Raw genomic sequence first — 22,021 nt, 5'->3', positions numbered from 1 at the left:
CCGGCGCCGCGCCGGCTCCCGCGTGGGGAGCGCCGCACGGCGGTCACCACGGGGGGCACCACGGCGGTCACCACCGCCAGAAGGGCTTCGGCCGGATGCTCTTCTCGTCCTGAGCACCCCGCACGCACGACGAAGCCCCCGGCCTGAGAAGGCCGGGGGCTTCGGGCTGTGCGCGATACTGGGATTGAACCAGTGACCTCTTCCGTGTCAGGGAAGCGCTCTCCCGCTGAGCTAATCGCGCAGGGTGACCCCGCGTGTACTGCGTGCGCGATACTGGGATTGAACCAGTGACCTCTTCCGTGTCAGGGAAGCGCTCTCCCGCTGAGCTAATCGCGCGGGAATCCGGATGGATCCAGTGGACGATACTGGGATTGAACCAGTGACCTCTTCCGTGTCAGGGAAGCGCTCTCCCGCTGAGCTAATCGTCCTTGGAGGTGGAGACGGGATTTGAACCCGTGTAGACGGCTTTGCAGGCCGTTGCCTCGCCTCTCGGCCACTCCACCAGGAGTACGGGGGACGGGATTGATTCCCCCAACTCGAGCGGACGACCAGGTTCGAACTGGCGACCTCAACCTTGGCAAGGTTGCGCTCTACCAACTGAGCTACGTCCGCGTGCCGTTTCCCGGTCCTCAACTCGCGGCCCGGCGACGTGGTGAACTCTAGCGGATTACGGGGCCAGCACAAAAACGCGTTTGTGCAGCGTGCTGCCGTGCGTTCACACTGCGGCACCTTCACGGCGCCCTCGTGACACTTCGTGGCGAGTCCCGCGCGCCGTCCTAGACTTAACCATCGTGCCCGACCTCCCTCCGCTCGCCCGCTTCGGTGACCTCGTCGCCACCGATCTGCGCGATGTCACCCGTGACCCGCAAGCCCTGGACTCCACCGGCTTCTGGGCCGTCGCCATGGACTTCGAGGGCCGTCTCACCTGCGCCCGGTTCGGCGACGTACGCCGCGAACCGGTGCCCGCGCCCGTCCCCGGACAGTGGCGGGGCCCGGCGGCGGGCGACTGGACGTCGTCGCTCGACCGCGCCGCGTACGTCTCCGGCGTACGGCGGATCCGCGAACTCATCGCGGCCGGTGAGGTGTACCAGGCAAACCTCTGCCGCGTCCTGACGGCGCCGCTGCCCGACCCGGACGGGGCCGACGTCGACGCGCTGACCGCACTCCTGGCGCGCGGCAACCCCGCCCCGTACGCCGGCACGATCAGGCTGCGCGCCCACGGCGTGGAGATCGCCACCGCGTCGCCGGAGCTCTATCTCCGGCGCACCGGCCGCACCGTGGAGTCCGGCCCCATCAAGGGCACCGGCCGGACCGCCGCCGACCTGCTGGAGAAGGACCACGCCGAGAACGTGATGATCGTGGACCTCGTCCGCAACGATCTCGGCCGCGTCTGCGCCACCGGATCGGTGACCGTGCCCGCTCTCTGCGCCGTCGAGCCCCACCCCGGACTCGTCCATCTCGTGTCGACGGTGCGCGGCGAACTCGCCGGGGGCGCGGGCTGGCCCGCGCTGCTGGCCGCGACCTTCCCGCCCGGATCGGTCACCGGCGCGCCGAAATCCAGCGCGCTGAAGATCATCGAGGCGCTGGAGACCGCCCCTCGCGGACCGTACTGCGGCGCCGTCGGCTGGGTCGACGCCGACCGCGGAACGGCCGAACTCGCCGTCGGGATAAGGACGTTCTGGATCGAGCGGGACCCGCCGCACGGACCCGTCGTCCGGTTCGGCACCGGCGCCGGCATCACCTGGGGATCCGACCCCGAGCGGGAGTGGCAGGAGACGGAACTCAAGGCATCGCGCCTGCTGGCGGTAGCGTCGGGAGTGTACGAAGCGACGGGAAGGACCGGCTAGATGATGATCTGGGTCAACGGCGGACTGCGGGCGGCCGACGCCGCACGGGTCTCCGTGCTCGACCACGGGCTGACCGTGGGTGACGGAATCTTCGAGACGGTGAAGACCGTCCAGGGGCGGCCCTTCGCCCTCACCCGGCATCTGGACCGGCTGACCCGCTCGGCGCGCGGTCTGGGACTGCCCGACCCCGACCACGACGAGGTGCGCGCCGCCTGCGGCGCCGTCCTGGACGCGAATCCGGTGGACATGGGCCGGTTGCGGATCACGTACACCGGCGGTCTGTCGCCGCTCGGCTCCGACCGCGGCGACGCCGGCCCGACCCTGGTGGTGGCCGTGGGGGAGACGAAGCGCCGCCCCGACACCACCGCGGTGATCACCGTCCCCTGGACGCGCAACGAACGCGGCGCGGTGACCGGGCTCAAGACCACGTCGTACGCCGAGAACGTCGTCGCCCTCGCCGCCGCGCGTGAACAGGACGCCTCCGAGGCGCTGTTCGCCAACACGGTGGGGGACCTCTGCGAGGGCACGGGCTCCAACGTCTTCGTCGTACTCGACGGCCGGCTGCACACCCCGCCCGTCTCCTCGGGCTGTCTGGCCGGTATCACCCGGGCCCTGACGGTGGAGTGGACCGGAGCCCACGAGACCCGGCTGCCGTTCGACGCGCTCGACCGTGCCGAGGAGATCTTCGTGACGTCGTCACTGCGCGACGTGCAGGCCGTCCACCGCATCGACGGCCGTGAGCTGCCCGGCGCCCCCGGCCCGGTCACGGCGAAGGCCATGCGCGTCTTCGAGGAGCGGGCGGCGGCCGATCTCGATCCGTAAAACCTGATGACGGCCGCCGGTCGGATGGGTAGAACTCCCCTGATGACCACGACCCTGCGGCCGACCGGGCCGCTTCAGAGGACCGACGACGGCATGGCGTCACGCGGCTACGAGGTGTGTGACAACAGCCGTCCCGTCGGTGAGATCGAACTCGGCATGGACGGTGCCTTCGGCACCCCGGCGGGTGTCCTGCGCCGGCTGCGGATCGACGAGGCGGACCGGCGCCGCGGTCGCGGCACGGTCGCCGTCCTCGCCGCCGAGGAGGTCCTGCGCGGCTGGGGCTGCGGCCAGGTGGTCGCGTCCGTCCCCGACGGGGCGGAGGGCGCGCTGCGGCTGCTGGAGACCCTGGGGCACACCGAGCGCAGCAGGAACATGCTCAAGGAGCTGGACCGGGAGCCGCCGGTCCTCCCGGCCGGACTCACCGGCAGACGGATGGAGGAGACGGAGTACGCGCTCTGGGCGGAGGCTTCGTTCGACGGCTTCCGGCAGAGCTGGATCGACCGCGGCCTGCCGGCGGAGCAGGCCCGCGCCAAGGCCGAGTCCAGCCGCCGCCAGCTCCTGCCCGACGGCCTCGCCAGCCCCGCCACCTCGATCGACGTGCTGGTCCACGACGGAGAGGTGGTCGGCCATGTCTGGGTGGGCACCCGGGAGCTGAGCCCCGGAGTGGTCGTCGCGTTCGTGTACGACGTGGAGGTGCCCGAGGAGCAGCGCGGCAAGGGCTACGGACGCGCCCTGATGCTGCACGCCGAGCGGATCGCCGACGGCATGGGCACCGGCGCCCTGGGCCTGCACGTCTTCGCGGGCAACACCCCGGCGATCGGCCTCTACGAATCCCTCGGGTACGCGACCACGCACCGCAACGTCTTCAAGGCGCTCCTGTGACGGAACGGCGGGATGCGGTTGTCAGGCCCGCGCGAGCAGCCGGTCGGCGATCTCCTCGACGCGCTCGCGCAGCCCGTCCTGGCTCTTGCCGCCGTCGAGGCGCTCCCCGCCGATGACGTAGGTCGGGGTGCCGGTCACACCGATCGCCTTGCCCTCGGCCTGGTCGGCGTCGACGATCAGGGTGTGCCGGCCGTCGATCAGCGCGGTGTCGAACTCCTCGTCGTCCAGGCCCAGTTGGCGGGCGATTTCCAGCAGCAGCGGTTCGCCCCGGTCGGCCAGCTCCGCGTGGCGGGCCAGTACGGCCTCCGCGTACGCCCAGCCCTGGCCCTGCTCCACCGCCTCCTCGGCCGCCTGCGCGGCGGCGAAGGAGTGCCGGTGCTTGTCCAGGGGGAAGTGCCGCAGCCGTACGTCCAGCCGGTCGCCGTAGCGCGCCCGCAGCGCGCGCAGGTCGGCCAGCGCGGTGTGGCAGTCGGCGCACTGCAGCTCGCACCAGACGTCGAGGACGACGGGACCGGTGGTGGGGGAGTCACTCATGTGGCCAGTCTTCCAGGTCCCCGGACCCCCTCCCGACCGGGACCTGGGGAGGAGACGAACCCCGGAGATCTCCCTGAGGTCACCGCGGACCGTGGCCCCCGACCCGGCCGGGGGTGCAGGATGGAAGCGTCGGCATGTCGGCGTACACCGGCACGCGCGACGAGAACCGCCCCTACCGACGACGGCGCCACGCCTGGAGGACCGGATGATTGCCGAGACCATTTGTTCCGCGGTGTCCTCTGCCGGGCTCGGCATCGCGGCGATCACCGCCTACCGCAAGCGCTTCCTGGCGGCGACCAGGATCGCCGCGTACTCACTGGTGCCGGTCGCGCTGGTGATGACCGGTGTGGTCCAGTGGCTCGCCGACAAGGCGTTCAGCCCGGCCGCGTGGGTGGGTGTCGGACTGCTCGGACTCTCCTGGGTGCTCTTCATGACGACACGGATGGTGGAGCGGCGCGCGGGCGTCGGCTCCCGCAAGGAACGCAGGGCGGCGAACAAGGCGGCGCAGCGCGACGCGGTCGCGCCGGCGGCCTCCGCGCCCTCGCTCGGCTCGTCCGCGGCGCCCGCCGCGCAGCCGAAGGCGGGCAAGGCGAAGAAGCCCGCCGCCGATCCCGCTGACGATTTCAGCGATGTCGAGGCCATTCTCAAGAAGCACGGCATCTGACCGGGGAGGCTCCCGGAGCCCGGTCTGTCTCAGGGGGTGGACGTTTGCCGGGAATCTGACGAACTGGCCCCGCCGGGACGCGTGTTGGTTGTTCGGCGGGCCGTCACCTGCGTCATGATCACCCCGAGATGCTCGATACCTCACGGGGCCCAAATCCCGCACCCACCGAAGAGCCGCGCGGTTGTCTGTTCGCGCTCTCCCAGCCGCCCCTGATGATCTTCCTGACGGTGATCGGCACCCTGCTGCTGATGGCGGCGGTACACGATCTGTTCCTCCTGTGACGCTCAGCCGGCCGCTTCCTTGCGGCGTGCCCGGTAGGCGGCGACGTGGAGCCTGTTCCCGCAGGTGCGGCTGTCGCAGTAACGGCGGGAGCGGTTGCGCGACAGATCGACGAAGGCGTGCCCGCAGTCCGGCGCCTCACAGCGCCGCAGCCTCTCCTGCTCACCCGCCACCACGATGAACGCCAGTGCCATGCCGCAGTCGGCGGCGAGATGGTCGGAGACCGAGGCGTCCGGGGCGAAGTAGTGCACGTGCCAGTCGTAGCCGTCGTGATCCGTCAGCTGCGGGGTCGTGCCTGCCGCGGCCACCAGCCGGTTGATCAGTTCGGAGGCCTCACGGGGACCGGACGCGGCGAACACCTCGGCCAGGCGCGTACGTACGTCCTGTACGGCCCGCAGATCGCGGGGGCCGAGTTCTCCCACGCCGCTGATGCGGTGGGTCCGTGCGAAGCCGTACAGGGCCTCGACATCGGCGAGCCCGTCCGCGCCGCCGGCCTCGGGGATCGTGTTCACGAGACTGACGACGGTCTCAAGGGCGTTGCGGGTGTCGTGGGGGATCTGCACGAGTGGCTCCCTGGCCTGCTGCGGACCGGTGCCCGCCGGGTTCCGCAGATCCTAGGGGGTGTCCGCGAAGTAGCGCCGTCCGCCCGCAGGCCAGGCGGGACTTTGCGGACACCCCCTAGGGCCTGTTTCGCGGTCGAGAGGGTCCGTCGAACGCGGCGACGCCGTCGTCGCGGTGGTTCCGCGGCGACGGCGTCGCTGTCCGCCGTTATGTGGTTGTCCGCACGGCGCCGTCTCCCCGAGTCGGACGGCGCCGAGCAGTTCTCGGCCTGGCTCAGCTCTCGGCCAGGATGTGGGAAAGCTCCGTGTCGAGGTCGAAGTGGCGATGCTCGGTGCCGGGTGGCACCGCGGCGTCGGTTCGCTTGAGGAAGGATTCCAGGGCTCGCGCCGGTGCCTCCAGCAGAGCCTCTCCCTCCGGGGAGCTGAGTGCGATGCAGACGACGCCCTGGCCCTGGCTGCGTGAGGGCCATACTCTGACGTCGCCCGTGCCGGTGGGCCGGTGCAGCCCCTCGGCCAGAAGGTCGCGGGCGAACACCCACTCGACCGTCTCCTCGGCTCCGGTGTGGAAGGTGGCGTGCACGGCATAAGGATCGGCCGTGTCATACCGCAGGCCCGCGGGTACAGGCAGTGAGGACTCGCTCGATACAACGAGGCGCAGGTGCAGCTCGCAGCTGACCGTGGTGTTCATAAGCGCCAGGGCCTTTCGCTCAGTGTGCGCTCGGGGATTCGCACGTCGGCGAAATCGACATGCCACCTACGGTGTCGTTGTAAACCCCTCTGTCTGTTTTGTGATCCTTCAGGTAGCTCGTACAGCGGTGTGTAACTTCGACTTATGCCGCCATTCCGGTGACGACTCGGGGTCGGGTAGGTTGGGTGCCATGCATGCGGAGAGTGACGAGCGGGGGGATGTCGTCGTGCCGACGGCAGATAAATCCGCTGGGCAATTGACGGCGGAGCTGGCGGAGCGTGAGCTCGGCTCACGTGCTCCGGGCTTTATCAAGAGTTCGAAGCCGCTTCATGTGAGCTGGCAGGTCGGGGTATTCGTCGTCGGTCTCGCCGTGGTCGTGGCCGGTGCGGCGATGCTGGTGCTGCCCGGTCCCGGCTGGCTGGTGATCTTCGGCGGTATGGCGATCTGGGCGACCGAATTCGTCTGGGCACAACTGGTGCTCCGGTGGACGCGACGCAAAGTGACCGAAGCCGCGCAGAAAGCGCTCGATCCCAAGGTCCGCCGCCGCAACATCATCCTCACCACGGTGGGTCTGGTGATCATCGCGGTGCTGGTGGGCATTTACCTCTGGGAGTTCGGATTCACCATGCCGTGGAAGATCGACGAGTGACCGGGGGAGCGGTCCGGAGGGCCAACTGACATGGGGTAATGTTTGCCCTGCGTCCGGGCGATTAGCTCAGTGGGAGAGCGCTTCGTTCACACCGAAGAGGTCACTGGTTCGAACCCAGTATCGCCCACCCGGAATCGATGCCCCGGAGACTTCACCGTCTCCGGGGCATCGGTCGTTCTCCGCTACGCGAATCCTGTGCGCCGCTCCGTCAGCGCATCCGGCCCAGGGACTCCCGGAGCCGTCTGGCGTCGTTGAGGCGCCGTTCGTACGTCGCGCCCACCGCCAGGAGCAGCAGCCCGGCGAGCGCGGGCGGCAGCCAGCGCGGCAGGGCGCCCACGGCCTGGACGATGTACGGCGCCAGCTCGTGCAGCGTGTCCAGGGCCAGCACCGCGCCTCCGAGGACCAGCAGCGCCTGCAGCCGCAGCCGGGCGCCGACGAGTGTGACGGCGAGCGCGGCGATTCCCAGGGCCAGCGGGCGCTGCCAGTGCGTGTCGCCCCAGGCGGCGGCGAGGCTCGGCAGCAGCGTCGCGGCGAGGCCGGGGCCGTACGCCGTCCAGGACGACGCCTCGGGGTCGCCGCGGCGCCGCAGGTGACCCACCACGAGCGCGGGGACGGTCACCGGCAGTGTGTATGCCTCCGGGGTGGCCACGTCGGAGGCGTACAGCCGCACCCAGGTGGCCAGGACGAACAGCGCCGCCGCCAGATACCCGGCCTCCGGGCGGCGGTCCGGGCGCAGCGCGGTGCCCGCCGCGACGACCGCGCAGAGGGCGAGCACGAGGGCGACGGTCTCCGGGCGGCCGGCGGCGAGGCCGAGGGCGAGCAGACCGGCTCCGGCCGCCGTCAGTTCCGTCGGCAGGCCCGCGGGGTGGCGGCGCAGGCGTGCGCCGAGCAGCGCGCCGGCGGCGGGTACGGCGAGGACGGCCACGGCGATGTGCTCGCGCGGCAGCCCGGCCGACGCGCAGAGCGCGCAGATCAGGGCGGTGGCCGTCGCGACGGCGAGACAGGCCAGGGCGGCCTGGAAGGAACGGGCCGGGAAGGCGGCCCTGGCCGAAGGGGACCGCGGGTCGTCGCCGGCCGCGGTGCCGGTCACGGCGGCGTTCAGGGCCACGGCGGCGCCGCCGAACAGGGCGAGCAGCGCCCCGAGGGTGACCAGGGTGGCCGTCTCGGTGGCCAGGGACAGGGCACAGACGGCGGCCGCGCCGGCCGTCGCGCAGATCATGGCCGTCGTCGAGACCGCCGGCAGCACCGCGGGGGCGGGCCGTCGCGGCGCGGCCGGCAGGTGCGCGTACACCGTGAGCGCCAGCGCGCCCGCCGTGGTGACGAGGCCGGTGGCCACGGCCGTCGCGTACCCGAGGTCCAGCGTGGCCGGAAGGACCAGCACGGCGGCCCAGCCCAGAGCGGTGACTCCGGACAGGGCGGCGGGCCGCGCGGAGGCCGGGAGCCTGCCGTACGCGAGCGCGAGGAGCCCGGCGGAGATCAGCAGCACCACGGGCGCCGTGGTCATCGCCGGCCATCCCGGACCGGTCCCGATCGCCTCCCGCGCGCTGCCGGGCGCCCCCGTCCAGATGTTCCCCGCCCGGGACACCGGGCCGAGCAGCGACGCGGCCACCGACGGCAGCGCCCACAGGACGGCCACGGTCACGACGGACCCCGCGGCGGCGCACAGCCCGCGCACCGCCGCGCGGGGCAGCGGAGCCCGTACGGCCGTCAACAGGGCCGCGCCGCACAGCAGATACCCGACGACGGCCCAGCTGAGCGGCACCGAGGGCCGCACCACGCCGCCGGCCGCGACCGTCGCGGCCAGACCGGCCACCAGGGCGCTCGCGAACGCGGCACCGGGAACGCGGACGGCCACGAAGAGAGCGACCGCGGCGGCGGCGAGCAGCAGCGCACCGGGCCGTGCGGCGTCCAGCGGGGAGCCGGCGGTCACCGAGAGCCCGCCCGCGATCAGCAGCGCCCAGCCGCCGGCCACCCAGGCGGTCACACCCGCGACGGACCGGGCCGGCTCCGGCCTGGTCCACAGCGCGATCGCGATGTCCGCCACGGCGGTCGCCAGCAGCGCCCAGGCGAAGGTCACTTGGCCCGCGCCCGCCGCCAGCGCCCAGAGCGGCAGCGGGAGTTGGGCGGTGAGGACGGCGGCGGGCAGGGGAGTGCGGAGCCGGTCGACGAGGAGCCCGTACGCGGCCCAGCCGGCGGCCAGTACGGCGCACGCGGCGGCCGTGTAGCCGAGCGGGTCCGCGTCCGGGAGCGCGACCCGGTACAGGGCGTACGCGTCGAGGACCGTCAGCACCAGAGCCAGCGCGCCGACGGCCTCGGCGGTGGCGGTGAGCGACCGGCGCAGCAGCAGGGCGGGTGTGGCGAGGGCGGCGGCGGTCACACTGCCCAGCACGACCGACCGGCCGCCGATGCCCATGGAGCCCCAGCTGACCACGGTGAAGGCGATCGCCGCGATGGCCAGCAGCACACCGCCCAGCGCCAGCAGAGCGTTCTGCACGCTCGGCGGGGACGTCTCGGGCGCGGGGGCGGCGGGCCACGCCGCCGGTGCCGGTGCCTGCGGCTGCGGCGGTGCCACCGGCTGCCGTGGTGTCAGCAGTGCCAGCAGATAGGACCTGCGGGCGAGCAACTGTGCTCTGCGCGCGTCGATTCGGGCCAGCTCGCGATCGAGGATCGCGAGCTCCTCGGCCGGACGCGGAACGTTCTCCATGCTCGGAGTGTGGTCCGTGCCACAGAACGGGCCATCGGCTCTCGTACTCAGATACGTGGGTGAGTACGTGCGCGGGGCGCACACTTGGGCCATGGACAGGTATCGCTACCGCTTCCGCAGCGTCTGGCGGCTCGACTTCCCACCGGACGTCGTGTTCGGCGTGCTGGAGCGGGCCGGTGAGTACCCCGACTGGTGGCCCCAGGTCCGGGAGGTCACCCCGGTCGACGAGCGCACCGGGACCGCCCGGTTCCGGTCCGTGATCCCGTACGACCTCGTCGTCCGGGCCCGCGAGAGCAGGAACGACCCGCGCGCCCGCGTCCTGGAGATCGGGATGACCGGCGACCTCGAAGGCTGGGCGCGGTGGACGCTGAGCGCCCAAGGCGGCGGCACGCACGCCCTGTACGAGCAGGAGGTCGTCGTCAACAAGCCGCTCCTGCGGCGGCTGGCCGTGGCCGGGCGGCCCTTCTTCGTCGCCAACCACGCGCTGATGATGCGGGCCGGGCGGCGGGGGTTGCGGAAGGTGCTCGCACGCCGTCATACGGTTTGAACGAAACCCGCCGAGACCTGTATGGTTCAGTCCGTTCCCGGGCGATTAGCTCAGTGGGAGAGCGCTTCGTTCACACCGAAGAGGTCACTGGTTCGAACCCAGTATCGCCCACCGGGAAGAGGCCGGTCCGTCGATGACGGACCGGCCTCTCCGCTGTCCGGGCCCGGTCGGTCGCCGGGGACGCTTGGCGGTGCGACTGTCAGGCCGCCGCGGGTACTTGGGGCCGCAGCGGCCATGCCGGATCGGGCGCGGCCCGTGGACCGCCGCGGGCGAACCACTCCTGGTGGCCGCGCGCCTGCGCCGCGTGCCAGAGCGCCTGCCGCGCGTGCAGCTGGGCCGCCGTGAGCTGCTGGGTCGTGGTGGCGAACCGGCGCCCCACCGAGCGCACCACTTCGAGCGCCGCCACCGCGTCGGCCACGGCGTCGTGTTCGCCGTCCAGCACCACCCCGTACAGCGAGCAGAGATCGATCAGCCGCCGCCGGCCCTTGCGGGCGGGATCGAGATGCCGGTCCAGCACACTCGGATCCAGCACGCAGAGCGGGGCATTCTCCAGATAACGGGCCATGGACGAGTTGCGGTGGCGCCGCATCTCGCGGTCCAGGACCGTCAGACAGAACGGCGCGTTCATCACCACCAGCGGCCGGCCCGCCGCGCACTGCTCGGCCAGCGCCCGGCCGGCCTCCTCTATCACCGGGGCCGGCCAGCGGCCGGAGCGCTGCACCAACGCGTCGGTGAGGCCGTGCAGTTCGGTCGCCTCGACCGGCACCGGTATCCCCGGATTGACCAGCCAGCGGGTGACCCGGGCGCGGGCGCCCGAGATGTCCTGGACGACGAGGGCGGCCGACACGATCCGGTCCTCCTCGGCGTCGGTGCCTGTCGTCTCGATGTCGAAGGCGGCCAGCGGGCCCTCGTACCAGTGCGTCATCCGAACTCCTCACGCACGCTCGGCAGATGGCATCAGGCCGACTGCCCGAATCGGTGATACCCGCACCCTTTGCGCCGTACGCCGGAGACGGCGGCACAATTGAACCGTTTAGCGGGCGGCCCCTCCGGCTCGGTACGATTCCCGACGCGTACGGATACGAGCCTGCGCGCCCCGCCAGTGAAGGAGAGACCGGTGTCAGATGTCCGCGTGACCATCGAACGCGATTCCGAGCGGGAAGAGCGCGTGGTGACGACGGGCACTACGGCGGCCGACCTCTTCCCCGGCGAGCGCACCGTGATCGCCGCCCGGGTGGGCGGTGAGCTGAAGGACCTCAGTCACGAGGTCGCCGACGGCGAGAGCGTCGAGCCCGTGGAGATGTCCTCCGAGGACGGACTGAACATCCTGCGCCACTCCACCGCGCACGTCATGGCGCAGGCCGTGCAGGAGCTGTTCCCCGAGGCCAAGCTGGGCATCGGTCCGCCGATCAAGGACGGCTTCTACTACGACTTCGACGTCGCCGAGCCCTTCACCCCCGACGACATCAAGCGCGTCGAGAAGAAGATGCAGGAGATCCAGAAGCGCGGCCAGCGGTTCTCCCGGCGGGTCACCACCGACGAGGACGCGCGGATCGAGCTGGCCGGCGAGCCGTACAAGATCGAGCTGATCGGGCTCAAGGGCAAGGCCGCCGACGCGGCCGAGGGCGCCTCCGCGGAGGTCGGCGGCGGCGAGCTGACCATCTACGACAACCTCGACGCCAAGACCGGCGAGCTGTGCTGGAAGGACCTGTGCCGCGGCCCGCACCTGCCCACCACCCGTAACATCCCGGCCTTCAAGCTGATGCGCTCCGCCGCCGCGTACTGGCGCGGCAGCGAGAAGAACCCGCAGCTCCAGCGGATCTACGGCACCGCGTGGCCGTCCAAGGACGAGCTGAAGGCCCACCTCGACTTCCTCGCCGAGGCCGAGCGCCGTGACCACCGCAGGCTGGGCAGCGAGCTGGACCTGTTCTCCTTCCCCGACGAGCTGGGCTCCGGCCTCGCGGTCTTCCACCCCAAGGGCGGGGTCATCCGCAAGGAGATGGAGCAGTACTCGCGCCACCGCCACGAGGTGTCCGGGTACGAGTTCGTCAACACCCCGCACATCTCCAAGAAGAAGCTCTTCGAGACCTCGGGGCACCTGCCGCACTACGCGGAGGGCATGTTCCCGCCCATGGAGTTCGACGGCCAGGACTACTACCTCAAGGCCATGAACTGCCCGATGCACAACCTGATCTTCAAGGCGCGCGGCCGGTCCTACCGCGAGCTGCCGCTGCGCCTGTTCGAGTTCGGCACGGTCTACCGCTACGAGAAGTCCGGCGTCGTGCACGGCCTCACCCGCTCGCGCGGCTTCACCCAGGACGACGCCCACATCTACTGCACCAAGGAGGAGATGGCGCAGGAGCTGGACTCCCTGCTCACCTTCGTCCTGGAGCTGCTGCGGGACTACGGCCTGTCCGACTTCGAGCTGGAGCTGTCCACCCGCGACCCGGAGTCCGACAAGTTCATGGGCGAGGACGCCGAGTGGGAGGAGGCCACCGCGGCGCTCCAGGAGGCCGCCGACAAGCAGGGTCTGCCGCTCGTCCCGGACCCGGGCGGCGCCGCGTACTACGGACCCAAGATCTCCGTCCAGGCCAAGGACGCCATCGGCCGGTCCTGGCAGATGTCCACGATCCAGGTCGACTTCCAGCAGCCGAAGCGGTTCGAGCTGGAGTACACCGCGCCGGACGGCTCCAAGCAGCAGCCCGTCATGATCCACCGGGCGCTGTTCGGCTCGATCGAGCGCTTCTTCGCCGTGCTCCTGGAGCACTACGCGGGCGCGTTCCCGGCCTGGCTGGCGCCCGTCCAGGCGGTCGGCATCCCGATCGGCGACGCGCACGTGCCCTACCTCCAGGAGTTCGCCGCGCGGGCGAAGGCCAAGGGGCTGCGCGTCGAGGTGGACGCGTCCGCCGACCGGATGCAGAAGAAGATCCGCAACCACCAGAAGGCCAAGACGCCGTTCATGATCATCGCCGGTGACGAGGACGTCGCCAACGGCGCGGTGTCCTTCCGCTACCGCGACGGCACGCAGAAGAACGGCATCCCCGCCGACGAGGCCCTGGCCGAGCTGCTGGACGTCGTGGAGCGCCGCGTACAGGTCTGAGGCGTGACCCACGGCCCCCGGGAGGCGTCAGCTTCCCGGGGGCCGTCCGACGTCCGGCGGCGGGCTCCCGCGCTCCGCCGTGCCCGCCAGGTCCTCCCGGCCGAAGACCTGGATCAGCCACGAGGAGAACGAACCCGTCACCGCACCCAGCAGCGCCAGACCGCAGACCATCAGGAAGACCGCGAACACCCGGCCGAGCGATGTCACCGGCGTGACGTCGCCGTACCCGACCGTGGTGATCGCCGAACAGGCCCACCACACCGAGTCCCCGAAGGTCCGGATGGTGGCGCCCGGCGCGCCGCGCTCCTGCTGGTAGACCGCGAGTGCCGTGGCGAAGCTGAGCAGGGCGGCAGTGATCCCCGCGTACGACATCACCCGCCCGTACAGACTCAGCCGCGGCTGGTCGCGGCGGCGCTGGAGCGTCACGTACGTGTTGACGATCCGCACCGGGCGCAGCAGGGGCAGCAGCAGGACGACCGTGTCCAGCCAGTGCGACGTCACGAAGTGAACACCCTGGCCGCTCAGCACCAGACGTACCGCGTAGTCCACCGCGAACAGCGCCCAGATCATGAAGAGGACACTCAGCGCCGCGTCGTCCAGGAGCGGGTCTCGGCCGTGGTTCAGCACGATGACCGCGTAACAGGCGAGGAAGAGCAGCGAGGCGAAGAGCAGCGGCAGGTCGAGGCGCCGCTCCCAGTCGCGCAGCCGCTCGGTTCGGTTCCGGACACGCATCGCGCCAGCATGGCGGGGGCGTGCGCGGGCGGGCCCGCCGACACGCTTCACCGGGCCGAAGTCATATGCTTCACAGCATGACGAGCGAGCCGGAGCAGCAGATCGGAGTGGGTACCCAGGACGCGTTCCAGCGCCTGTGGACGCCCCACCGGATGGCCTACATCCAGGGCGAGAACAAGCCCACCGGTCCGAACGCGGACGACGGCTGTCCCTTCTGCTCCATCCCCCGCAAGTCCGACGAGGACGGGCTCGTCATCGCCCGCGGCGACGCGGTCTACGCGGTGCTGAACCTGTATCCGTACAACGGCGGCCACCTCATGGTCGTACCGTTCCGGCACGTCGCCGACTACACCGAGCTGGACCCGGCCGAGACCGTCGAACTCGCCGTGTTCACCAAGCGGGCGATGACCGCGCTGCGTACGGCCTCCGGGGCGCACGGCTTCAACATCGGCATGAACCAGGGCACCGTGGCCGGGGCGGGCATCGCCGCCCATCTGCACCAGCACGTCGTGCCGCGCTGGGGCGGCGACGCCAACTTCATGCCCGTCGTCGCGCACACGCGGGTGCTGCCCCAACTGCTCGCCGACACCCGGAAGATGCTGGCCGACGCGTGGCCGGCGCCGGGCTCCCCCTCCTGACCCCGGCAACCGGTCCTACGCGTCGTACACGTCCACCTTCTTCGGTGTCGGGTCCTGGACCGCGCCGCTGAGGGACGAGGACCGGCTGCCGAAGCGCTCGGTGTCCACGCCGTTCTCGTTCAGCACCCGCAGGGCCGCCGCGTGCGCCACCCGCAGCACCGGCGTGGCCGCGCGCATCGCGTCGTCGGCCATGAAGCGGTGGCGCCAGGGCTTGTCCGCCCAGGCGTGCCGCAGACCGAAGGGCTCGGGCAGCGCCAGCTTCCCGCCGAGGAAGTCGAGGATCGGCGGATACCAGGTGAAGGGGGCGCGGACCGCGAGCCGCACGGCCTCCTTCGGCTCGACCAGCGGCAGACTGTGCGTCGTCGTCTCCCAGAACCTGACCGTCTTGGGCTTGGTGACCGTCTTGGGCGACGGCTTCGAGAAGAAGAGGGGGTTCACCGGCCCCAGCGCGTGACCCGTCACCTCGATACGCAGTGTCTCGTGCAGGACCGTCACCGTGATCATCATGGTGATGATCAACTGGCCGTCCCACAGGACGAACTGCACACCCAGATAGTGCCGGTCACCGGCCCCGAACTGCTGGTGGTTGCAGATCCGCTGTATCTCGTGCGGTTTGACCTGGTACGCCTCGACGTCCTGCCCCTCCGGCCTGCTGACCGATCCGGCGTTCTCGTCGACCGGCCGCACGATCCAGTGCTTGACCTCGGGCTTGGGGAAACCACCGGAGTTGAGAGGGCCGCGCTCCAGCATCTTCAGCTGGTCGTGCATCGCCTTTATGACGTCGTAGCTGCGGAACTGGTGGATCTCCTTGCCGGCCTCCTTGGGAACCAGCTCCTCCGCGAGCGTCCAGTTGCCCCAGCGGGTACCCATGCCCAATATCCCCTTGGGGCCCGCGTAGAAGACCGCGTTGGAACGCTGCTCCGCGGTCAGCTTCTCCAGCCCGCTGCGCAGCTCCTCCCGCGCTGTCTCGTCGGGGTGCCCCGGCACCGCCTCGGGCACCTTGGCGCCGAGACCGCCGCCCGCCAGGAGATCGGTCCAGCGGGCGCGCAGGTCCTTCGCCGTCGTCTCGCAGATCCGTTTGGCGAGCAGCCAGCCGATGACGGGCGCGATGATCACCCCGCGCAGATACCAGCCCAGGAATCCCGTGAACGGCAGTGCCACCAGGAAGACCACCGCCAGCGCCGCCACACCGAGCAGCAGGGCGCCGCCGATGGCGCCCGCCTTCTTGTCCTTCGAACCCGCCAGCGTCCGGCGCAGCTGGAAGACACCGATCCACAGCAGCGTGCCCGGCAGGAACAACAGGCCGAACAGCACCGTCACCACGGTCAGCCGGGTGTCGCGCTCCTTACGGATGCGGGACGCCGCCAGCGCGTGCTCGACCACCGTCTGCGGCTCCGTACCGAAGGACTGGATGAGCGCGGCACGGCCGCCGCCCAGCATCCGGGTCTGCACCGCGCGGGAGAACGCCTCGCCCAGATTCGGCTCGAACAGCGACACCTTGCCCTTCTTCACCTCGGACTTGTGCCATTCGCTGTTCGCCTTGAGGATCTCCTCCACCGGGCTGTCGCGATACGCCGCCGAGGCCAGGGCATGCGTCGCCGCCGTCTGACCCGCCGACCCCTGAAGTGGAACCTGAGCCCCAGGAGAGAAATCGAATCCGTCCGACACTGTCGCCCCCATCGCCGCGAGCATCCGCTGCTGCGCCCTTTTCCCAACTACCGTGCCCCGCACACCTGCTGAGCTGGGGCGCATCACAGCGTAACGGGGGCACACGCTCCGCGTCAGGGAGAATCCGGACCGGGCCTCGTACCGCCCCGTCGGCGTCCCACCGGCTCAGGCCCGCACGGCGGCTCCGGCGCTCTCGCGCAGCCGCTCCGCCAGGTGCGGCGGCATCGCCTCGTGCCGGGCGTACGAGCGGCTGAACCGTCCCGTGCCGTGCGACACCGACCGCAGATCGATCGCGTACCGGCCGATCTCGGTCTCCGGAACCTCGGCCCGTACGACCGTCCGCCCCCGCCCGGCCTGATCGGTGCCGACCACCCGGCCGCGCCGCCCCGACAGGTCACTCATCACGGGGCCCACGTACTCGTCGGGGATCACCACCTCCACCGCCGCGACCGGTTCGAGCAGTTCGATACGGGCACCGGCGGACGCCTCGCGCAGCGCCAGCGCTCCCGCCGTCTGAAAAGCGCCGTCGGAGGAGTCCACCGAGTGCGACTTGCCGTCGACCAGCGTCACGCGCACGTCGACCAGCGGATGCCCGGCGGCGACACCGCGCGCGGCCTGCGCCCGCACTCCCTTCTCCACGGAGGGGACGAACTGCCGGGGCACCGCCCCGCCGACGACCTTGTCGACGAACTCGATCCCGGACCCGGCGGGCAGCGGGTCGACCTCGATCTCGCAGATCGCGAACTGACCGTGGCCGCCGGACTGTTTGACGTGCCGGCCGCGCCCCGCCGCCCGCTCGCCGAAGGTCTCACGCAGCGACACCTTGTGCGGTACGACGTCCACCTGGACCCCGTAGCGGTCGCGCAGCCGCTCCAGAGCCACGTCCATGTGCGCCTCGCCGAGACACCACAGGACGACCTGATGGGTGGCCTGATTCTGCTCCAGACGCATTGTCGGATCCTCGGCGGCCAGCCGCGCGAGCCCCTGCGACAGCCTGTCCTCGTCCGACGTGCTGTGCGCCTCCACGGCCAGCGGCAGCAGCGGGTCGGGCATCGCCCAGGGCCGCATCAGCAGCGGATCGTCCGACGCGGAGAGCGTGTCGCCGGTCTCGGCGCACATCAGCTTCGCCACACACGCCAGATCGCCCGCGACGCAGCTGTCCAGCGCGCGCTGCCGCTTGCCGAAGGGCGCCGACAGCGCGCCGACCCGTGTCTCCACGTCGTGGTCCTCGTGGCCCCGGTCGGCGAGACCGTGCCCGGAGACGTGCACCGTCTCGTCGGGCCGCAGGGTGCCGGAGAAGACCCGGACGAGGGAGAGCCGGCCGACGTACGGGTCCGACGCCGTCTTCACCACCTCGGCGACCAGCGGACCGCGCGGGTCGCATCGCGGGCGCGGGCGGGCCGTGCCGTGCGGGGTGGTCACCTCGGGGGCAGGGCGCTCCAGCGGCGTGGGGAAACCACCGGTGATCAGTTCGAGCAGCTCGACGGTGCCGAGGCCCTGGCGGGCGCCGTCGGCCGCGGGCGCCGCCGCGAGGACGGGGTGGAAGACACCGCGGGCGACGGCCTTCTCCAGATCGTCCACGAGGGTCCGCTCGTCGATCTCACCGCCGCCCAGATAGTGATCCATGAGGGTCTCGTCCTCGCTCTCGGCGATGATCCCCTCGATCAGCCGGTCACGGGCCGCGTCGATGAGCGGCAATTGGTCCGGATCGGGCGCCAGCTCCTCGCGGGCGCCGGAGGAGTAGTCGTAGATCCTCCGCGAGAGCAGTCCGGTGAGCCCGGTGACCCGCGCATGCCCGTCGGGGCCCTCGGGACCGTACACGGGCTGGTAGAGCGGCAGGACGGCATCGGGGTCGTCGCCCCCGAAGATCCGGCCGCAGACCCGGGTCAGCTCGTCGAAGCCGACACGGGCGGTCTCCAGATGCGTCACGACGATCGCGCGCGGCATACCGACGGCGGCGCACTCCTCCCACACCGCGCGCGTGGCGCCCGCCACCGCCTCCGCCTCCTGCGCGGCCGAAACGACGAAGAGGGCCGCGTCCGCCGCTCGCAGACCGGCCCTCAGCTCCCCGACGAAATCCGCGTAGCCGGGGGTGTCCAGCAGATTGATCTTGTACCCGCCCCACTCCAGCGGAACGAGGGACAGCTGTACGGAACGCTGCTGCCGGTGCTCGATCTCGTCGTAGTCCGAGACGGTGCCGCCGTCCTCCACGCGGCCCGCCCGCGTGAGGGCCCCGGCGGTCAGCGCCAGGGCCTCGACCAGAGTCGTCTTGCCGGATCCGCTGTGGCCGACCAGCACCACGTTCCGTACGGAGGAGGGCCGGTCGACCGCCGTCGCCCTTCCGGCGGCCCCGGGATGTCCGTTCGCCTTGTCGCCCATGATCATGCCTCCCGATCGATCGCACGGTGAGGAGCGGGGCGCGGGTGACGGGAGCCGCGCGGCGGCTCCGGCGGCGCCCACGGTGGTCCTTCGAGCTTTCCACTCGCGTCGGCCCGCGTCCATACGTGGCGCGCGGGGGCACGGGGACGGCGATCGGGGTCGCGCGGGACGGCGCCCGGAGCCGCCCCGCCCCGCCCGTGATCCGGGCCGGGGCACCGGTTGGGCGCCCCGGCGGTGGAGCCCGTCGGGGCTGGCTACGATGGGCCAGCCGGTGGCCGAAGGGGCGGCCGGCCCACCGACCGTCGGGAAGGCCATGCTGAACAAGTACGCGCGTGCATTCTTTACGCGTGTCCTCACCCCGTTCGCCGCGTTTCTGCTCCGCCGGGGGGTGAGTCCCGACGCTGTGACACTCATCGGTACGGCGGGAGTGATGGCCGGCGCGCTGTTCTTCTTCCCCCGCGGAGAGTTCTTCTGGGGCACCATCGTCATCACGCTCTTCGTCTTCTCCGACCTCGTCGACGGCAACATGGCGCGGCAGGCCGGGATCTCCAGCCGGTGGGGAGCCTTCCTGGACTCCACGCTCGACCGGGTCGCCGACGGCGCGGTCTTCGGCGGATTCGCGCTCTGGTACGCGGGGACCGGCGACAACAACGTGCTGTGCGCCGTGTCGATCTTCTGCCTGGCGAGCGGCCAGGTCGTCTCGTACACGAAGGCCCGGGGCGAGTCCATCGGACTGCCCGTGGCGGTCAACGGACTCATCGAGCGCGCCGAGCGGCTGGTCATCTCGCTCGTGGCGGCGGGTCTCGCGGGGCTCCACGCGTTCGGCGTGCCCGGCATCGACATCCTCCTGCCGATCGCGCTGTGGGTGGTGGCCGCGGGCAGCCTGGTGACACTCGGGCAGCGCGTGGTGACCGTACGGCGCGAGTCCGCCGAGGCGGACGCCGCCAGTGCCAGCGAGTCCGCTTCATGAGCGGCGCGCGGGACCGGATCACCGACGCGCTGTACGGGCTCGGCTGGAGCACCGTCAAGAAGCTCCCCGAACCGGCGGCCAACGCACTCGGCAGGACCATCGCCGACACCGTGTGGAAACGCCGCGGCCCGAACGTGCTGCGGCTCGAATCCAATCTGGCCCGGGTGGTGCCGGAGGCGGGCCCCGAGCGACTGGCCGAGCTGTCGAAGGCCGGCATGCGCTCGTACATGCGGTACTGGATGGAGTCGTTCCGGCTGCCCGTCTGGAGCGCGGAACGCGTCCGGGACAGCGTCGAGATCAAGGACATCCATCTGCTCAACGAGGGCCTGGAGAGCGGGCGGGGCGTCGTCCTCGCCCTGCCGCACCTCGCCAACTGGGATCTGGCGGGGGCCTGGCTGACCCGGGGGATGGGTGTTCCGTTCACCACCGTCGTGGAACGGCTCAAGCCGGAATCGCTCTTCGACCGCTTCGTCGAGTACCGCGAGAGCCTCGGTATGGAGGTGCTGCCGCACACCGGCGGCAGCGCGTTCGGAACGCTCGCCAGGCGGCTGCGGGCCGGTGGCCTGGTGTGCCTGGTCGCCGACCGTGACCTGTCCGCCTCGGGCGTCGAGGTGACGTTCTTCGGTGAGAGGACACGGATGCCGGCGGGGCCCGCGATGCTGGCGCAGCAGACCGGGGCGCTGCTGTTCCCGGTGACGCTCAGCTTCGACGGTCCGAAGCTCATGCGGGGACGGGTGTATCCGGCCGTCGAGGTACCGGAGACAGGCAAACGGGCCGAGAAGTCGTCGGTGATGACACAGGCCCTGGCGGACACGTTCGCCGCCGGCATCGCCGAGCACCCGGAGGACTGGCACATGCTGCAACGTCTGTGGCTCGCGGACCTCGAACCACGTACCGGCCGGAGCGCCGGGGAAGCCGAGAGCGCCGAGCGCGCCGGGGGGACCCGGTGAAGATCGGCATCGTCTGCCCGTACTCCTGGGACGTACCGGGCGGAGTGCAGTTCCACATCAGGGATCTCGCGGACCATCTGATCCGTCTCGGCCACGAGGTCTCGGTGCTCGCCCCCGCCGACGACGACACGCCGCTCCCGCCGTTCGTGGTGTCCGCCGGGCGGGCCGTACCCGTCCCGTACAACGGCTCCGTCGCCCGGCTGAACTTCGGCTTCCTGGCGGCGGCCCGGGTACGGCGCTGGTTGCACGACGGCACCTTCGACGTCATCCACATCCACGAGCCCACGGCGCCCTCGCTCGGCCTGCTCACCTGCTGGGCGGCTCAGGGGCCGATCGTCGCGACGTTCCACACGTCGAATCCGCGCTCACGCGTGATGCTCGCCGCGTACCCGATCCTCCAGCCGGCGCTGGAGAAGATAAGCGCACGGATCGCCGTCAGCGAGTACGCGCGGCGCACGCTGGTCGAGCACCTGGGCGGCGACGCGGTCGTCATCCCCAACGGTGTCGACGTCGGCTTCTTCGCCGAGGCCGAGGTCAACCCCGAGTGGCAGGGCGGCACGATCGGCTTCATCGGGCGCATCGACGAACCCCGCAAGGGGCTGCCCGTCCTGATGAAGGCCCTGCCGACGATCCTCGAAGCGTTTCCGCGGACCCGGCTCCTGGTCGCCGGGCGCGGCGACGAGAAGGAAGCGGTGGAGTCGCTTCCCAAGGAGATGCGTGAGCGCGTCGAATTCCTCGGCATGGTGAGCGACGAGGACAAGGCGCGGCTGCTGCGCAGCGTCGACGTGTACGTGGCGCCCAACACCGGGGGCGAGAGCTTCGGCATCATCCTGGTCGAGGCGATGTCGGCGGGCGCGGCGGTGCTGGCGAGCGACCTGGACGCGTTCGCGCAGGTACTGGACCAGGGCGAGGCGGGCGAGCTGTTCGCCAACGAGGACGCGGACGCGCTGGCCGAGGCGGCGATACGGCTCCTGGGCGACCCGGCGCGCCGCGACGAGCTGCGCCGTCGCGGGAGCGCGCATGTGCGGCGCTTCGACTGGTCGACGGTGGGGGCGGACATTCTGGCGGTCTACGAGACGGTGACCGACGGGGCGGCGTCGGTGGCGACGGACGAACGCGTGGGCCTCCGGGCGCGCTTCGGCCTGGCGACCCGCGACTAGCGCGCTCCGGCGTCCGGTCGGGGTCTGTCCTCAATCGCCGGACGGGCTGGGTGTTCGGCCGTACGTCGCACGGCGGGCCGGATTCGCCCTCAATCGCCGGGCGGGCTGGGTGTTGCCGGGTGCGGCTTCGTGGAGGTGGGCGGCGCCGTTTTTGGTTCGGCGGGCGGGCTGGGATGTTCCGGCCACATGCCGACCGGCGGGCCGGGTGTTCGGCCGTACTTCGTCGGACGGTGGGCTGCGCCCTCAAT

General features: G+C 71.3%; 20 protein-coding genes and 7 tRNA genes. 14 read left to right on the top strand and 13 right to left on the bottom strand.

The genetic code is table 11. The features are described 5' to 3' along the window. Nucleotides 1–169: 169 nt before the first annotated feature. From GXP76_RS21740 to GXP76_RS21720, 5 genes are all read right to left on the bottom strand, one after another. Nucleotides 170–241: transfer RNA gene (locus GXP76_RS21740), tRNA-Val, on the bottom strand. Between the two features lie 23 nt (nt 242–264). Then, nucleotides 265–336, bottom strand: a tRNA-Val gene (locus tag GXP76_RS21735). A 20-nt stretch (nt 337–356) separates the two neighbouring features. Further along, nucleotides 357–428 (bottom strand) — tRNA-Val (locus GXP76_RS21730). Between the two features lies 1 nt (nt 429). Then, nucleotides 430–503 (bottom strand) — tRNA-Cys (locus GXP76_RS21725). Between the two features lie 36 nt (nt 504–539). After that, a tRNA-Gly gene (locus GXP76_RS21720) sits at nt 540–612 on the bottom strand. A 179-nt stretch (nt 613–791) separates the two neighbouring features. Here GXP76_RS21720 and GXP76_RS21715 point away from each other — a divergent pair. Genes GXP76_RS21715 through GXP76_RS21705 form a run of 3 tightly spaced genes read left to right on the top strand, consistent with a single transcriptional unit; the run spans nt 792 to nt 3,551 of the window. Then, nucleotides 792–1,847 (top strand): chorismate-binding protein, encoded by a 1,056-nt coding sequence (locus GXP76_RS21715; protein WP_242573247.1) that lies wholly within the window; start codon nt 792–794, stop codon nt 1,845–1,847. Then, nucleotides 1,848–2,669 (top strand): aminotransferase class IV, encoded by an 822-nt coding sequence (locus GXP76_RS21710; RefSeq protein ID WP_242573246.1) that lies wholly within the window; start codon nt 1,848–1,850, stop codon nt 2,667–2,669. It abuts the gene before it with no gap. A gap of 42 nt (nt 2,670–2,711) precedes the next feature. Continuing rightward, entirely contained in the window at nt 2,712–3,551 is an 840-nt protein-coding gene (locus tag GXP76_RS21705) for a GNAT family N-acetyltransferase (protein ID WP_242573245.1), read from the top strand. Nucleotides 3,552–3,572: 21 nt separating this feature from the next. On the opposite strand, the gene GXP76_RS21700 is transcribed toward GXP76_RS21705, so the two are convergent. Then, entirely contained in the window at nt 3,573–4,085 is a 513-nt protein-coding gene (locus GXP76_RS21700) for a DsbA family protein (RefSeq protein WP_242573244.1), read from the bottom strand. Between the two features lie 205 nt (nt 4,086–4,290). On the opposite strand from GXP76_RS21700, the gene GXP76_RS21695 reads away from it, so the two are divergent. Beyond that, entirely contained in the window at nt 4,291–4,749 is a 459-nt protein-coding gene (locus GXP76_RS21695) for a hypothetical protein (protein ID WP_242573243.1), read from the top strand. Between the two features lie 128 nt (nt 4,750–4,877). Then, nucleotides 4,878–5,030, top strand: a complete 153-nt coding sequence (locus GXP76_RS21690; RefSeq protein ID WP_242573242.1) for a hypothetical protein — start codon at nt 4,878–4,880, stop codon at nt 5,028–5,030. Nucleotides 5,031–5,033: 3 nt separating this feature from the next. Here GXP76_RS21690 and GXP76_RS21685 read toward each other — a convergent pair whose 3' ends face one another. Further along, nucleotides 5,034–5,591 (bottom strand): CGNR zinc finger domain-containing protein, encoded by a 558-nt coding sequence (locus tag GXP76_RS21685; RefSeq protein ID WP_242573241.1) that lies wholly within the window; start codon nt 5,589–5,591, stop codon nt 5,034–5,036. A gap of 271 nt (nt 5,592–5,862) precedes the next feature. Then, nucleotides 5,863–6,276 carry an SsgA family sporulation/cell division regulator gene (locus GXP76_RS21680; RefSeq protein ID WP_023542925.1) on the bottom strand — a complete coding sequence of 138 codons (414 nt, stop codon included), beginning with the start codon at nt 6,274–6,276 and terminating at the stop codon, nt 5,863–5,865. Nucleotides 6,277–6,466: 190 nt separating this feature from the next. Between GXP76_RS21680 and GXP76_RS21675 the strand changes: the two genes are divergently transcribed. Next, nucleotides 6,467–6,925, top strand: a complete 459-nt coding sequence (locus GXP76_RS21675; RefSeq protein WP_242573240.1) for a TIGR02611 family protein — start codon at nt 6,467–6,469, stop codon at nt 6,923–6,925. 55 nt (nt 6,926–6,980) lie between these two features. Beyond that, nucleotides 6,981–7,052, top strand: a tRNA-Val gene (locus GXP76_RS21670). Nucleotides 7,053–7,133: 81 nt separating this feature from the next. Here GXP76_RS21670 and GXP76_RS21665 read toward each other — a convergent pair. Beyond that, complete coding sequence (locus GXP76_RS21665; RefSeq protein WP_242573239.1) at nt 7,134–9,629, bottom strand: SCO7613 C-terminal domain-containing membrane protein; 2,496 nt, start codon at nt 9,627–9,629, stop codon at nt 7,134–7,136. A gap of 91 nt (nt 9,630–9,720) precedes the next feature. Between GXP76_RS21665 and GXP76_RS21660 the strand changes: the two genes are divergently transcribed. Beyond that, a complete protein-coding gene (locus GXP76_RS21660) occupies nt 9,721–10,176 on the top strand; it encodes an SRPBCC family protein (protein ID WP_242573238.1) in 456 nt (151 codons plus the stop codon). Nucleotides 10,177–10,215: 39 nt separating this feature from the next. Continuing rightward, nucleotides 10,216–10,287 (top strand) — tRNA-Val (locus tag GXP76_RS21655). An 88-nt stretch (nt 10,288–10,375) separates the two neighbouring features. On the opposite strand, the gene GXP76_RS21650 is transcribed toward GXP76_RS21655, so the two are convergent. Then, nucleotides 10,376–11,101, bottom strand: coding sequence for an exonuclease domain-containing protein (locus tag GXP76_RS21650; RefSeq protein ID WP_242573237.1), 726 nt, complete (start codon nt 11,099–11,101; stop codon nt 10,376–10,378). A 192-nt stretch (nt 11,102–11,293) separates the two neighbouring features. Here GXP76_RS21650 and thrS point away from each other — a divergent pair, with 192 nt between their 5' ends. Continuing rightward, complete coding sequence (thrS, locus tag GXP76_RS21645) at nt 11,294–13,276, top strand: threonine--tRNA ligase (protein ID WP_242573236.1); 1,983 nt, start codon at nt 11,294–11,296, stop codon at nt 13,274–13,276. Nucleotides 13,277–13,303: 27 nt separating this feature from the next. Here thrS and GXP76_RS21640 read toward each other — a convergent pair whose 3' ends face one another. Beyond that, nucleotides 13,304–14,008 carry a potassium channel family protein gene (locus tag GXP76_RS21640; RefSeq protein ID WP_242573235.1) on the bottom strand — a complete coding sequence of 235 codons (705 nt, stop codon included), beginning with the start codon at nt 14,006–14,008 and terminating at the stop codon, nt 13,304–13,306. A gap of 65 nt (nt 14,009–14,073) precedes the next feature. Between GXP76_RS21640 and GXP76_RS21635 the strand changes: the two genes are divergently transcribed. Further along, nucleotides 14,074–14,646, top strand: a complete 573-nt coding sequence (locus GXP76_RS21635) for an HIT domain-containing protein (RefSeq protein ID WP_242573234.1) — start codon at nt 14,074–14,076, stop codon at nt 14,644–14,646. Nucleotides 14,647–14,661: 15 nt separating this feature from the next. Here the strand turns inward: GXP76_RS21635 and GXP76_RS21630 are convergent, their stop codons facing one another. Together GXP76_RS21630 and GXP76_RS21625 are read right to left on the bottom strand one after the other, a co-directional pair. Next, nucleotides 14,662–16,326 (bottom strand): hypothetical protein, encoded by a 1,665-nt coding sequence (locus tag GXP76_RS21630; RefSeq protein WP_242573233.1) that lies wholly within the window; start codon nt 16,324–16,326, stop codon nt 14,662–14,664. Between the two features lie 153 nt (nt 16,327–16,479). Then, on the bottom strand, nt 16,480–18,693 hold the full coding sequence (locus GXP76_RS21625) for an elongation factor G-like protein EF-G2 (RefSeq protein WP_242573232.1): 2,214 nt from the start codon (nt 18,691–18,693) through the stop codon (nt 16,480–16,482). Nucleotides 18,694–18,952: 259 nt separating this feature from the next. Between GXP76_RS21625 and pgsA the strand changes: the two genes are divergently transcribed. From pgsA to GXP76_RS21610, 3 genes are read left to right on the top strand one after another with little or no spacing between them, the layout of a single operon-like run. Continuing rightward, on the top strand, nt 18,953–19,663 hold the full coding sequence (gene pgsA / locus GXP76_RS21620; protein ID WP_242573231.1) for a phosphatidylinositol phosphate synthase: 711 nt from the start codon (nt 18,953–18,955) through the stop codon (nt 19,661–19,663). Continuing rightward, entirely contained in the window at nt 19,660–20,613 is a 954-nt protein-coding gene (locus GXP76_RS21615; RefSeq protein WP_242573230.1) for a phosphatidylinositol mannoside acyltransferase, read from the top strand. The genes pgsA and GXP76_RS21615 overlap by 4 nt, the downstream gene beginning before the upstream one ends. Beyond that, entirely contained in the window at nt 20,610–21,773 is a 1,164-nt protein-coding gene (locus tag GXP76_RS21610) for a glycosyltransferase family 4 protein (protein ID WP_242573229.1), read from the top strand. The genes GXP76_RS21615 and GXP76_RS21610 overlap by 4 nt, the downstream gene beginning before the upstream one ends. The last annotated feature ends 248 nt before the right edge of the window (nt 21,774–22,021 follow it).

The organism is Streptomyces sp. NP-1717, assembly GCF_022695985.1.
In the GTDB taxonomy this organism is placed as follows: domain Bacteria; phylum Actinomycetota; class Actinomycetes; order Streptomycetales; family Streptomycetaceae; genus Streptomyces.
This window is presented reverse-complemented; position numbering and strand designations above follow the sequence as displayed.